Annotated in this window: 9 protein-coding genes and 1 riboswitch; of the genes, 5 read left to right on the top strand and 4 right to left on the bottom strand. The window is 34.8% G+C overall.

The annotated features are described in order from the left end of the window. Positions 1-3 precede the first annotated feature (3 nt). From FS85_RS0100320 to metK, 3 genes are all read right to left on the bottom strand, one after another. Positions 4-717, bottom strand: coding sequence for a hypothetical protein (locus FS85_RS0100320; RefSeq protein WP_010133934.1), 714 nt, complete (start codon positions 715-717; stop codon positions 4-6). Positions 718-731: 14 nt separating this feature from the next. Next, complete coding sequence (locus FS85_RS14840) at positions 732-4,055, bottom strand: proline dehydrogenase family protein (RefSeq protein WP_010133933.1); 3,324 nt, start codon at positions 4,053-4,055, stop codon at positions 732-734. A 194-nt stretch (positions 4,056-4,249) separates the two neighbouring features. Next, positions 4,250-5,506, bottom strand: a complete 1,257-nt coding sequence (gene metK, locus FS85_RS0100310; protein ID WP_010133932.1) for a methionine adenosyltransferase — start codon at positions 5,504-5,506, stop codon at positions 4,250-4,252. Between the two features lie 313 nt (positions 5,507-5,819). On the opposite strand from metK, the gene FS85_RS0100305 reads away from it, so the two are divergent. Both FS85_RS0100305 and FS85_RS0100300 read left to right on the top strand, forming a co-directional pair. Next, positions 5,820-7,094, top strand: a complete 1,275-nt coding sequence (locus tag FS85_RS0100305; RefSeq protein ID WP_010133931.1) for an O-acetylhomoserine aminocarboxypropyltransferase/cysteine synthase family protein — start codon at positions 5,820-5,822, stop codon at positions 7,092-7,094. Between the two features lie 60 nt (positions 7,095-7,154). Next, on the top strand, positions 7,155-7,724 hold the full coding sequence (locus FS85_RS0100300) for a fimbrillin family protein (protein ID WP_010133930.1): 570 nt from the start codon (positions 7,155-7,157) through the stop codon (positions 7,722-7,724). A gap of 58 nt (positions 7,725-7,782) precedes the next feature. On the opposite strand, the gene FS85_RS0100295 is transcribed toward FS85_RS0100300, so the two are convergent. After that, entirely contained in the window at positions 7,783-8,532 is a 750-nt protein-coding gene (locus FS85_RS0100295; protein WP_010133929.1) for a DUF6503 family protein, read from the bottom strand. A 143-nt stretch (positions 8,533-8,675) separates the two neighbouring features. Next, positions 8,676-8,781: riboswitch (SAM riboswitch) on the top strand. A gap of 97 nt (positions 8,782-8,878) precedes the next feature. Here FS85_RS0100295 and FS85_RS0100290 point away from each other — a divergent pair. The 3 genes from FS85_RS0100290 to FS85_RS0100280 all read left to right on the top strand — a co-directional run bounded on the left by FS85_RS0100290 (position 8,879) and on the right by FS85_RS0100280 (position 13,736). After that, the gene (locus tag FS85_RS0100290) at positions 8,879-9,853 is read left to right on the top strand and encodes an alpha/beta fold hydrolase (protein ID WP_010133928.1); all 975 of its coding nucleotides are present in this window, start codon (positions 8,879-8,881) and stop codon (positions 9,851-9,853) included. Between the two features lie 116 nt (positions 9,854-9,969). Then, positions 9,970-12,396, top strand: coding sequence for a bifunctional aspartate kinase/homoserine dehydrogenase I (thrA, locus tag FS85_RS0100285; RefSeq protein ID WP_010133927.1), 2,427 nt, complete (start codon positions 9,970-9,972; stop codon positions 12,394-12,396). Between the two features lie 161 nt (positions 12,397-12,557). Next, a complete protein-coding gene (locus FS85_RS0100280; RefSeq protein ID WP_010133926.1) occupies positions 12,558-13,736 on the top strand; it encodes a trans-sulfuration enzyme family protein in 1,179 nt (392 codons plus the stop codon). The last annotated feature ends 8 nt before the right edge of the window (positions 13,737-13,744 follow it).

The raw sequence follows: 13,744 nt of genomic DNA, 5'->3' as shown, positions 1-13,744 counted from the left end.
TAGTTAATTTTTAGCAATCGTAATGCGGTAAATAGCATTCTCGGATAAATAATAACATTGATTGTTAACAACTTCAAAAGCAGAAACAGCAGTAGGTAATTTTAGAACCATATTGTCTTGAAACCATAATTGTTGTTGATTTATAGCATACAAATTTCGCAAAGAGATAGAGAGAAGTTGTTGCTTAACTTGTTTTGCTTCTTGTTTTTGAGCTAAAAAATTATAACGACTCCAAATATTGTTTTTGTCAAGAATATAGGCCGAGTTTAAATCGGAACTTAGCTTTGTTGTATTTTTTACGTTGGGCAAAGAAGTATTGCTTGTTTTTTTTGTATAGTAATTATAAATGCTTAACGTAGATTGGAGTTTGTTGTACAGCCACAATTTATCTTTACCAGCATTAGCAATCAAGCTCACACCAAAAGGAACTGGAACTTCGGAAATGTAGTTTAGATGATTGTCTAAAAAAACGACAGTATTAAAGTTTTGATAAAATACCAAAACCTGCATAGGGTTGCTAATGTCTATAACATCAGGTTTTCCGTAATTCAGGTTTTGGTAATTGTTTTCCAAACTGCTTTTGTATAAGGTGTTATTTTTTAGGTAGTAAAAATTTTCAAAAACATCTACACCTACAAAATTAGATACTTCTTTTTTTAGCAACTCTTGACTAAATGAAGAAACGGTAACCAATACCCAAAACAAAAACATTTTCATGAAGTAAAAATAAGTTAATAAACCTTAGGTTTTTCATTGGCGTTGTATGCAACTCCCATTAAATTTCCGTAACGATGATAATTGTGAGAATAGCTTTGTTCGATTAAATAATTAAGTAGCTCTATTCTACCACTATTTCTAGGTTCTGCATCGTATATAGGAATTGCATTCTGATGACATCGAATTAAGAAATGATCGGACAATGTACCCAAAGCACGAACACAGGTAAAATCTTTTGGGTGATGTTTTAATGCATTTCCACAAGTATCTTTAATCAAAGGAATGTTTAGAAATTCTGCAATATATTCTACTTTGTCTATGTGTTTTTGAGGTGTATGTACATCATACAGTAGTAGAATTTCTTTATAGGTTGTGTAGCTGCAAATGTTGTACTGACCACGAAGGTTTACGTAATCTATCTTTTTGCCAAACAGATTGTTGTACCAATATTGATAATTTTCTTTCCAGTTTGTGGTTTTAGATTGAATGTTTGTAAATTGTAATACATAGTTAATTCCACCAGCTTTCATTCCAAATCCAAAACACGAAGCCTTAATTCCACCAAAAGGTTGTCTCTGTACAATGGCTCCTGTAGTTGATCGGTTTACGTATTTATTACCTGCTTCAATACGTTGGTTCCAATAGTCAATTTCATTGTCATCTAAAGATTCTATACCAGCAGTTAACCCGTAATCAACACCGTTGGCAATAGTTACAGCATCTTCTAGATTTTTGGCTTTTATTACAGACAAAATAGGACCAAACAATTCATTTTGATAAGAATAATCTTCTGTGCTAACATCCCAAATAATTCCAGGAGATAACATATGATTACCATTCAGTCTTGGTTTTACAAGCCATTTATGATCTGGTGTGTTTTGGATAACATGCTTTAGTTTTTCTGAAATAGGTACAGCAAGTGGTCCAATTTCTGTTGAAAAATCCCAAGGATTTCCAAAAGCTTTGCTTAGTGTGGCATCCTTTAAAAGATATTGGAACTCATCATCGTTAAATACATCTTCTGGTAAAATTAGTAAAGAAGTTGCCGAACATTTTTGTCCTGCATTTCCAAAAGCTGATTGTACCACGTTCACGCAGGCTTGTTCTTTGTCAGCCAAACTGGTAACAATGGTGCTGTTTTTTCCTCCTGTTTCTGCGTATAAATTTAGTTGTGGATTTCTTTCTAATAAAAAGTGAGCTGTTTCTGTACCTCCTGTTAAAATAACAGCATCAAAAATATTTCCTGTGCTTAAAAAGTCATCAAGAATATTTTCTTCGCAAGGTAAAAAATACAAAGCATTTTTAGGAATTCCAGCTTCCCAAAGACATTTGCAGGTTAGGTATGCACAGGCAGCAGCGTTGGTTGATGGTTTTAGAATTACTTTTTTACCAGCTGCTAAAGAGGCTAACGCACCACCTATGGGAATAGCTATAGGAAAGTTCCAAGGAGATAGAACAAGGTTTATACCCTTGTCAATGGTTGTAAAGTCTTGTGCAATTTCTAAGCTGCTTTCCGCATAAAAGTTAGCAAAATCAATTGCTTCAGAAACTTCTACATCTACTTCTTTTACTGTTTTTCCTAATTCTGCTACAGCTACACCAATTAAGTCTGCTCTCTTCTTTTCTATTTCGATTGCAGCTTTCTTTAAGAGGTTTACTCGCTTGTTTACATCAAAATCTTGCCATGGGCTTTCTGTTTCTATAGCTTTTTGATAATCTTCTCTAGTAGCCATTTCATAACTCCATGGAGGAGTTCCCGACCAGTTGTTTATTTTAATGGTATAACGTTCGTTGTTTTCCAAATCTCCTACAACGGGAATGGTATTTCCAATAATGTTTTCTGGAGTTTCCCAATTGGTTCTAATTTGTTCTGCCCAAGCAATGTTTTGGGGTAAGTTCCAGTCTGTGTTAGGAACGTTTTCAAAACCAGTCATAATGGTATTGGGCTGCTGCGTATTTCTATTCTGAATTCTATTGGGGTTTGTTTGTACAGTATCTATCAAATCTACAGATTTTAAAAACTCATTTTGCAGTTGCTTCCATTTTTCAGAACCGAATTTTAAATCATATCCTTCTTTTAAAAAGTTACCTTTTTGAGTCCCTTCGTCCAACCTTCTAACCAAATAAGCAATGGCTGCGTTGTATTGGTTTTCTTTAACAGTGGGTGTGTAGAGTAGTAGGTGTACTTTTTCGGCAAGTAAGTTGTCTACTAATTGGTTAGACATTCCTTCTAGCATTTCAAAATCTACGCAGTCTTCAAGTCGATGTTCTTTTACTAAGTTCAATGCAAAAGCAATGTCAAAAATATTGTGTGAGGCCACCCCTACATTCACCATTCTAGCTGCTTCTGGAGTTAGCATTTCAGATAAAATCTTTTTGTAGTTAGCATCGGTTTCTGTTTTTACGTTATAGGTTGCTAATGGCCAATCCTCTAAAGAAGCTTCGGTTAGCTCCATTTCCATGTTCGCTCCTTTTACCAATCGTACTTTAACAGAAGAACCTCCATTATGCACTCTTTCGGTTGCCCATTTTAAAAGTTTTCTGTAGTAGTGTATCATTTCTGGGATGTATGCTTGTAGTACAATTCCCGCTCTTATTTTTTTGTATTTAGGCAAGGATAAGGTTTTGATAAAGACTGCAAACGTAATTTCTAAATCTTTATACTCCTCCATATCTAGATTTACAAATTTCTGAACGCCTGTTTCTTTTTCAATTTTTAAAACTTCATCATAAAACATACAAAGCCTGTCTGTTAACTTGTCAACTGTATCTTGATGGGCTAAAGAGGAAATTTGAGAGAAAATGGTTGAGATTTTAATAGAAATATAGTTTACATCTTTTCGGTTAAGTAAAGATAGATAGCCTAAAATACGTTTTTGAGCTTCATCTTCTCCAATTAAAGCCTCTCCAATAAGATTTATGTTCAGGGTAATGTCTTGCTCTTGTCTTTTGGTTGCGTGTTTTTTGAACTTTGGACTGTTAATAAAAAAGACGACATCACTAGAGGTAGCCTGAATTTTTTTTAGCATGATAGAAACGCTAAGTGAGGGGATAATTTTTCCTACCACGGTAAACGTCTTTAACAGCAAGTTTTCTACAGGAGTAAATAATGCCTGATAGTTTTTGTGGGTTTTTAATAGATGAATAACATGGTCTGCCACTTTTTTATAGTTTTTAGACCGAAAGGCTACATCCATCATTTGGATTAAAAAAAACTTGGATTCTGGAACTTCGATAATAGTCTTTAATCGATCTGAGAATGGGTTTTTCTCACTGGTTTTTGATCGATTTTGCAGTTTTTCTGCAATTTCTAGGGTGTTTTGTGTCTGTTTCTTCATATCCAATTAAATTAGAAAATAGGAATGAAAAAGACAAAAAGACAATAGTATTATACAAATATATTTAGAGTTGTTGTAATTCTTTGTTTTAAGAAAATAGGCTTGAGTTTTTGATCTGTTTTTTTTATTTTATATGTAAAAAAATCCCCTTAACCAATGGTTAAGGGGATTTGGTATAATAGAGGTTGATAAAATTACGATAGTTTAAAAGCTTCTTTTACTTTATCTACATAATCTAATTTCTCCCACGTAAAAGTCTCCACTTCCAATTCTTTTTTTCCTTCGTACGGAGATTCAAAAACTACTGTTTTTACCTCGGGTGTACGCCCCATATGTCCGTAAGCAGCTGTTTCAGAATAAATAGGGTTTCTTAGTTTTAACCTACGCTCTATGGCAATTGGTCTCATGTCAAATAAAGACGCTACAATTTCAGCAATTTGTCCATCTGTTAAATCTACTTTACTAGTACCATAAGTGTTTACAAAAATTCCCATAGGTTCTACCACTCCGATGGCATAAGAAACTTGAACTAAAATTTCGTCTGCAAGTCCAGCGGCTACTAAGTTTTTGGCAATATGACGAGTAGCATAAGCCGCTGATCTATCTACTTTACTTGGGTCTTTACCAGAAAAAGCACCTCCTCCGTGAGCACCTTTACCACCATACGTGTCCACAATAATTTTACGACCTGTCAATCCAGCATCACCATGTGGACCTCCAATTACAAATTTTCCTGTGGGATTGATGTGGTACTTAATATCATTCCCAAACAAAGCTTGAATTTCATTGTTAAAACTTGCTTTTACACGTGGAATTAAAATATTGATAATATCTTCTTTAATTTTTGCCAACATTACTTCATCTTGGTCAAAGTCATCGTGTTGTGTAGAGACCACAATAGCATCAATTCTCTCTGGTTGATTGTCGTCGGAATATTGCAAAGTTACCTGTGCTTTTGCATCGGGGCGTAGGTAGGTAATTTCTTTGTTTTCTCTACGTAATGCAGCCAGTTCTTTAAGCAAACGATGAGAAATTTCTAAAGCCAAAGGCATAAAGTTTTCTGTTTCGTTGGTTGCGTAACCAAACATCATTCCTTGATCTCCTGCTCCTTGTTCCTCTTTGCTTGCGCGATCTACACCTTGGTTGATATCTTGAGATTGCTCGTGAATGGCAGACAAAACACCGCAAGAGTTTCCGTCAAATTGGTATGCTCCTTTGGTGTAACCAATTTTATTAATGGTGTCGCGTGCAATTTGTTGTACGTCTAAGTACGCTTTAGATTTTACTTCTCCAGCCAAGACTACTTGTCCGGTAGTTACTAAGGTTTCACAAGCTACTTTTGAATCTACATCATAGGCCAAAAAGTGGTCTATCAATGCATCTGAGATTTGATCTGCAATTTTATCAGGATGTCCTTCTGATACAGACTCTGAGGTAAATAAATATGACATACTATTTATTTTTTGTTGTTATAAATTCAGTTTGCTGATTGCCATAGTCGGCTAAAGAAGTAGAAGTTTACTGCTTTAGCAATTTGTTTTTTTGATTTGCGTAAAAGCATTTGTGGTTAAACATATTGTTTTACATAGAATCAAATAAGAGGTTGCAATCAGTTCAAATCCTTCCCCTTTTGGTGCAGCAAAATTATAAAAAAGAAATGGAAACCCACTTAAAAAATAAGATTCTTTGGAAAGGGTATAAATAAGCTAGGAATTAATCTATAATATTTGTTAGATTTGAGTGTTGAAATTTAAAAAAATCAAAATGAGCAATCAAAAATTTGAAACAGCAGCCTTGCATGCAGGTCATGAAGTAAGCAATACACAAGGAACTAGAGCCGTTCCTATTTACCAAACATCTTCTTATGTGTTTAACAACACCGAGCATGCAGCTAATTTGTTTGCCTTAAAAGAATTAGGGTTTATTTATACAAGACTTAACAATCCTACAAACCAAATACTGCAAGAGCGTTTGGCAGCAGTAGAGGGTGGAATTGGAGCGGTGGTTTTTGCTTCTGGAACTTCTGCGATTGCAACTGGGTTAATGACTTTGTTAAAGGCAGGAGATCATATTGTTGCTTCAAGTAGTTTGTACGGAGGAACTTACAATTTGCTAAATGTTACTTTGCCAAGATTGGGAATTACAACTACTTTTGTAGACGCTACTAATCCTGAGAGTTTTAAAGATGCTGTGCAAGACAATACACGTGCCTTTTTTGTAGAATCTCTTGGGAATCCTAAATTAGATGTGTTAGATTTAGAGGCTATTGCAGAGCAGGCAAAAGCAGCAGAAGTACCTTTTATTGTAGATAATACAGTAGCTTCTCCAGCTTTATTAAACCCTATAAAGCACGGAGCAAATTTGGTAATTCATTCTCTAACAAAATACATTGGCGGACAAGGAAACTCTTTAGGAGGAGCTATTATAGATGCGGGTACTTTTAATTGGGCTAATGGAAAATTCCCTGAGTTTACAGAGCCATGTGCAGGATATCACGGATTGGTATATCACGAGGCTTTAGGGGCAGCTGCATTTACGTTTAAATTAATTTTGGAAGGATTGCGTGATTTTGGTGGAGCTTTGAGTCCAACCAACGCATTTAATATTATTCAAGGTTTAGAAACCCTAAATGTAAGAATGAAACAACACAGTGCCAATGCACTAGAGTTAGCTACTTGGTTAGAAGAAAGAGAAGAGGTTGCATGGGTAAACTATCCAGGATTGACAAGCAGCAGCTACAACGATTTGGCTAATAAATATTTACCAAAAGGGCAGAGTGGTTTGGTTACATTTGGTTTAAAAGGTGGTTTTGATGCTGCTAAAAAAGTAACCGATGCAACTCAGATATTCTCTTTGTTGGCTAATATTGGAGATACCAAATCGTTGATTATTCATCCGTCGAGTACTACTCATCAGCAATTAACAGAAGAGGAACAAGCTGCAGCTGGAGTTACTGCTGATTTGATTCGTTTGTCTGTTGGTTTGGAAAATGTAGAAGATTTAAAAGCAGATTTAGAACAGGCTTTTGGAAGTTTGTAAAATAAGTAAAAAACCATCTCTTAATTATTGAGATGGTTTTTTACTAATGAATTAAAAAATATGAAAAGAGAATTGACAAGACTACTGTTTTTTCTACTCATGGTCTCTTGTAGCAATGATGACGTTATTTCTAATGAAGTCATAAAAGATGAGATATTTGGCGAATGGATGGCGGATCGTATTGAGCATAAAAAAGTAGTATACATACCTAATGGAAATACAAAAGACACCATATCGTATTTTTACTCTCAAGCAGATAATATTTCTTTAGAATTAAAAATTACGGACAATCCAAAACAAATGAATAATAGTGGGGCATATTCATACAAAGGCAAATTTGTAGAATTTGGCAATACTAAAACTGTAGAAGAAATTGAAAAGTATGGAGTAAGGTTTTACAATATTAATGAGTGGGAATTTGTAGGAAATGATGAAATAAATGCAGTTGAAATAATAAACAATCCTAATAGTAATATGTTACCCTATATTGATCAGTTTATCAATTTTAAAATTAAAAAGTTAACTAAAGAAGAGTTTGTCTTAGAATACCATATGATTCATTCCTTTTTTAAACCAAGTACAAAAAAAGAGGAAGAGTTAAAAGTTTATACTTTCGTTAGAAAAAAATAATAATGAAAGTAAAGTATAACAAAGTCATTCAGTTCTCATACACATGGCTTTGTTTTTTTTAGTGTAGTTGTTGTATGTTTTTTAGCTCAATTCTAGAAACTTCTTTCAGCTTATTTTGTTCTAGTAATTTTCCTAGTTCACTCATTTTACTTTGTAAATCTGCTTTGTAATTTATGTAATCCTGAAAAATAATACCGTTTATACTTCTTCTGTTGTAGGCTTCTCTAAAACGTATTCCTCCTCCATTGGTATGGTATTTATATGCCAAATAATCTACCGTGTGTTTTTGTGAATGAATCCAATAATAAAAAACATCTTCATAATCTTCACCACCGCCTTCTTTTGTAAAGGTTACTTGTATTGTTTTGTAGGGCTGTTGGCGTATGTAGGTACTCCCTATGTAGTTTTTTCTTACTGCGGCATCGTTAAGTTTGTAGGGGAGTAGAGCAAAGTAAATAACAGAGTTTAGTGAAGAGAAATAGCTGTTTTTTTCTTTTTCAGATAAAACAACTTTAGTACCGTTTATGCTGCGGTAAAAATTATTGTTTTGTAATACATCACAAAGGGTATCTGTGTTTTTTATAGTAGTTACGCTGTAAGAAAATTCCTGATTTTGATGTAGAAACTGGTAAGTTTTTCCTCTAAATTCAAACTGGTAAGCACTTTGGTTGTACAGCTTTCCGCCATGTGTTTTTATAGCTTTGTTTATCCATTCTTGACCTTGGTTTTGCGAAGTTTTGTGAGAAGGTTTACATGCTATCATCAAAATAAAAACTAAGCTAGCGATACTTGTAATTGTATATTTCATTTGGATAAGTTTTAAGAACTTTGTCTGAAAAATAGGCTAAAAATAACAACATTCTACTCAAAAAAGAACTCCTTAGAAAGAAGTCATGGTAGTTCTATTTTATTTTATATCTTTGCCTCAGCTCATTAAATATTTTTAGAAGTAAGTTATCAAGAAAGGTAGAGGGATTGGACCCGTTGAAACCTTAGCAACCCTTTGCCAGTCAAAGAAGGTGCTACATTCTACCAACAACTGTTGGATAGATAACACAGGAGCCATTCTCCCATTTTCCCTTAGATAACTTTACGTACATTCTACACTTTCCTTTTTTAAGGAAAGAATAGATGGGTATTAAATTACACAAACATTGAACAAAAGTTTACAACATAAAACCCTAAAAGATTACACTACTTTGGTAGGTGTGCATTATGCCAATATAGAATTGTCTTATCAATTATTTGGGCAGCCCTTGCATTCAGCTCCAATAGTGTTGGTGAACCATGCACTTACTGGAAACTCAGATGTAGCGGGAACGCATACCGGTTGGTGGAAAGGGATTGTATCGCCCAACAATTTGGTAGATACCAATAAATACACTGTGTTGTGTATAGATATTCCTGGTAATGGTTACGATGGAAAACCAGAAAATCTAATAGATGACATCAAAAGTTTTACAGCTAGAGATGTAGCCCAATTGTTTGGGTTGCTTTTGCAGGAATTAGAAATAACCAAACTACATGCAATATTAGCTGGTTCTTTGGGGGGAGGAATTGCATGGGAAATGGCAGTATTGTTTCCTAATTTGGCAGAGTATATTATTCCCATTGCTTCAGATTGGAAAGCTACGGATTGGATATTGGCTCATAACAAAACTCAGGAACAAATTTTAATGAACTCTAAAAAACCTGTACATGATGCTCGTATGATGGCCATGTTGTTTTATCGTACGGCAGCTTCTTTTAAACAAAAGTTTAACAGAACCCAAAACGAAGCCTTAGGAATTGCTAATGTAGAAAGTTGGTTGTTGCATCATGGTTACAAGCTAGAAAATCGATTTGAACTGAAAGCATACAAAATGGTTAATCATTTGCTAAGCACCTTAGATATTACCGAAGGAAGAGGCAGTTTTGTAGCCGTAGCTCAAAAAATAAAAGCACATGTGATACAAATAGGGATCGATTCGGATTTCTTTTTTGTTCCAGAAGAAAATAGAGAAACGCATCAATTATTACAACAAGCTGGGGTAGACTCTGTGTATAAAGAAATCAAATCTATACACGGTCACGATGGTTTTTTGGTAGAAGACACACAGTTAAAAGAGTTGTTAAAAGACGTTTTTTAATTAAAAAGTGAAACAAAAAGGATCAAAAGGAACGTTTTAAAGCTTTGCTTGCGATATATAAATGAATAAAGGAGTTCGATAGGAGTTGAGAACGAATCTTTTAAATAATAAAAAAGATGAAAGTATTAAAGTTTGGAGGAAAATCATTAGCAAATGGAGCTGGGATCCAAAGCGTGATTGACATACTGCAAAAAAAGAAAAATAATAAAGAAGAAATTGTGGTGGTGGTATCTGCTAGAGGAAATGCTACTGCTGATTTGTTTGAATTGCTAGAAAAAGCAAAAAAAGGAGAAGATTATAAAGCCGACTTTTTAGCTTTTCAAGAAGAGCAAATAGCTCCTTTACCATCGGTTGATTTTAAAGAAGCATTTTCATTTTTAGAAAAAATATTTGAAGGCGTTCACTTATTGGGTGATTATAGTCCTAAAATTGAAGACTTGGTAACTTCGTATGGTGAGTTGTTGGCAGGTAAAATGGTAACAGCTTTGTTGCAACAACAAAATGCAAAAGCAGTTTATGTAGATTCTCGCGAACTTTTTAAGACTGATAAACTTTATGGAGAAGCCACTTTGTTAGAAGAACTGACAGAGCAAAACATTAAAAACTATTTTGATGCACTTGATTTGTCAGCTGAAATTCCGGTAATTACTGGTTTTGTAGGTGAAACTTTGGATGGTGAGACTACCACCATTGGGGGCAACGGTAGCAATTATTCTGCTTCGTTAATTGCAGGTTACTTAGAGGCTGATGAGTTGGAGAATTATACAATTGTAAGTGGAATTTTTACAGCCAATCCGTCGTTGGTAACCAACGCAAAAAAAATAGATCATTTGTCTTTTCAAGAAGCTAATGAACTGGCCAACTTAGGAGACAATGTTTTGGATGCAAAAGCCATTATTCCTTTGGTAAACAAAAACATTCCACTTCGTATAAAAAATACGTTTGAACCTGAAACTCCTGGTACGCTTATCAATAGTGAACAAAATACCAAAAAAGGAATAAAGGTAATATCTGTACAAGAGAATATGGCTTTGGTAAGTTTAGAGGGACGTGGTTTGTTAGGAAAAGTAGGGATTGATGCACGTATATTTTCGGCTTTAAGTCAAGAAAATATTAGTGTGGGAATTATATCGCAAGGTTCGTCTGAAAGGGGGATTAGTTTTGTTGTGAATGCCAAAGATGCACACAAGGCAAAAGATGCTTTAGGGAACGAGTTTAATTTAGACTTTTTAAGTAAAGATATTAACAAAATAACCATAAAGCGTGGTGTGGCTGTAGTTTCTGTTTTGGGGAATTCGTTAAGTTCTTTTAATACTTCTTATACAGCTTTGGTTAATAACAACATTAATCCATTGCTTATTAACAATACAGTAACGGGGAACAACGTCTGTTTGGTATTAGACAATAAAGATTTAAGAAAGGCTGTGAACGTGATGCATGGAGAAATCTTTGGAATTGCTAAAAAAATAAACATCGCTGTATTCGGAGTTGGTTTAGTTGGTGGTACTTTGGTAAAACAAATATTAGAGAGTCATGATGCTATTTTAAGTAAAAAAAATATCGACTTGAATGTGTTTGCTGTAGCCAATTCAAAAAAAGTATTGTTTAACGAAAACGGAGTTTCTTCCAATTGGGAACAGGAGTTAAAAAGTCATGGAATTTTGTATACTTCTGTAGATGAAATTGTAAGTTTTGCACAAGCACATCATTTGGGAAATTTAATTGCAGTTGACAACTCTGCTAGTGCAGCCATGACAGAAAATTACATTCCTTTGGTAGAAAGCGGTTTCAATCTGGTGTCTTCTAACAAAATTGGGAATACCAAATCGTTGCAATTTTATAGAAATTTACGATTGGCATTGCTACAAAACAGAAAACAATATTTGTATGAAACCAATGTGGGGGCAGGGTTGCCTTTAATAGATACCATTAAGCTGCTACACGCTTCAGGTGAAAATATTACTAGAATAAAAGGAGTGTTTTCTGGAACGTTGAGCTATTTGTTTAATAATTTTTCGGCTAAGGATGTGGCGTTTAGCGAAGTGTTAAAAGAAGCGGCTAGCAAAGGTTTTACAGAACCAGATCCTAGAGAAGATTTAAACGGAAATGACGTAGGGAGAAAACTGTTGATTTTGGCAAGAGAGCTTGATTTAGAAAATGAATTTGAAGATGTACAAATTCATAATCTTATCCCAGAGCATTTAAGAGATGGCGACACAAAGTATTTTTTAAATAGTTTAGAAGACTTAGATCCGATTTACAAAGAAATTAAAGAAACGCAAAAAAACAATCACGTGTTGCGATACATAGGAGATTTGCATGGCGATTTGTCCTCGGACAAGGGAGTGCTTCAAGTAAAGTTGGTTTCTGTTCCTAATGATTCTGCTTTGGGACAAGTAAAAGGAGCCGATTCTATTTTTGAAATTTATACCGAATCTTATGGTAGCCAGCCTATTGTAATTCAAGGAGCAGGTGCTGGAGCCGAAGTAACCGCTAGAGGTGTGTTTGGTGACATTATGCGATTAACCGATTTAGAGTTATAATAAAAAAAGGAAGGTTTGTGTGTCGTAATTACTATTTGTTGATAGGATTTACGGATATAAATATCAAGAAATTAGCAGCCTTGAAAAGGGAATAAAAAATAAAAAAAATCAAAGCGTTATGGTATAGTACCAAGTGCTTTGTACCAATTACAGAATAAGAAATGAGTCAGAAAAAAAAGAATTTTGAAACCTTAGCAATTAGAACACAATCAGAAACTACACAGTTTTCTGAACACTCTGTTCCTATGTACTTAACCTCTGGATTTGTTTTTGAAGATGCCGAAGAGATGCGTGCTTCCTTTGCCGAAGAAAAACAGCGCGATTTGTACAGTCGTTACAGCAACCCTAACACCAATGAGTTTATACAGAAAGTATGCTTAATGGAAGGTGCGGAAGATGGATTTGCTTTTGCAAGCGGAATGGCAGCCGTATATTCAACCCTAGCTGCTTTGGTCAATGCTGGCGATCATATTGTTTCTTCTCGTTCGGTATTTGGAGCTACGCATGGTTTGTTTACCAAATATTTTCCAAAATGGAATATAGAAACAAGTTACTTTAGTGTAGACGAAGTTGAAGTCGTAGAAAGTTTAATTCAGCCTAATACTAAAATCATATACGCAGAAACCCCTACCAATCCTGGGGTAGATGTGTTGGATATGGAATATTTAGCAGCAATAGCCAAAAAGCATGGTGTTTTGTTGGTGATAGACAATTGCTTTGCAACACCTTATTTGCAGCAACCTATTGAATTCGGTGCTGATTTGGTTGTGCATTCTGCCACCAAATTAATGGATGGGCAAGGACGTGTACTGGGAGGAGTCACAGTAGGAAAAAAAGAGCTGATAAGAGAAATATATCTTTTCTCTCGACTAACAGGTCCTAGTTTGAGTCCTTTTAATGCTTGGGTGCTTTCAAAATCGTTAGAAACTCTTGCTGTTCGTGTAGACAGACAATGTGAAAACGCACTAAAATTAGCTACGTTTTTAGAAAATCATCCTCAAGTAAATTGGGTGAAATATCCGTTTTTAAAGTCGCATCCCCAGTACGATGTTGCCAAAAAGCAAATGAAAAATGGAGGTACTATGGTCGCTTTTGAAGTTAAGGGGGGGGTAGAAGGAGGAAGAAACTTTTTTGACAATATAAAAATGTGTTCATTGTCCGCCAATCTAGGAGACACTCGTACCATTGTAACTCATCCAGCAAGTACTACACATGCCAAAGTAGAACCAGAGGTAAAACAAGCTGTAAATATTACAGATGGTTTGGTACGATGCTCGTTAGGGTTAGAACATATAGATGATATTATTGCAGACATCAAACAAGCGCTAGAAAGCAAGTAAAAAAAAAG

It is taken from the genome of Ochrovirga pacifica, from assembly GCF_000220525.1.
GTDB lineage: Bacteria > Bacteroidota > Bacteroidia > Flavobacteriales > Flavobacteriaceae > Ochrovirga > Ochrovirga pacifica.
This window is presented reverse-complemented; position numbering and strand designations above follow the sequence as displayed.

Bases quoted from the DNA above. Each gene is read 5' to 3' on its own strand.
- FS85_RS14840 (WP_010133933.1), bottom strand. From the start codon at position 4,055: ATGAAGAAACAGACACAAAACACCCTAGAAATTGCAGAAAAACTGCAA.
- FS85_RS0100280 (WP_010133926.1), top strand. From the start codon at position 12,558: ATGAGTCAGAAAAAAAAGAATTTTGAAACCTTAGCAATTAGAACACAA.
- FS85_RS0100305 (WP_010133931.1), top strand. From the start codon at position 5,820: ATGAGCAATCAAAAATTTGAAACAGCAGCCTTGCATGCAGGTCATGAA.
- metK (WP_010133932.1), bottom strand. From the start codon at position 5,506: ATGTCATATTTATTTACCTCAGAGTCTGTATCAGAAGGACATCCTGAT.
- FS85_RS0100320 (WP_010133934.1), bottom strand. From the start codon at position 717: ATGAAAATGTTTTTGTTTTGGGTATTGGTTACCGTTTCTTCATTTAGT.
- FS85_RS0100300 (WP_010133930.1), top strand. From the start codon at position 7,155: ATGAAAAGAGAATTGACAAGACTACTGTTTTTTCTACTCATGGTCTCT.
- FS85_RS0100295 (WP_010133929.1), bottom strand. From the start codon at position 8,532: ATGAAATATACAATTACAAGTATCGCTAGCTTAGTTTTTATTTTGATG.
- thrA (WP_010133927.1), top strand. From the start codon at position 9,970: ATGAAAGTATTAAAGTTTGGAGGAAAATCATTAGCAAATGGAGCTGGG.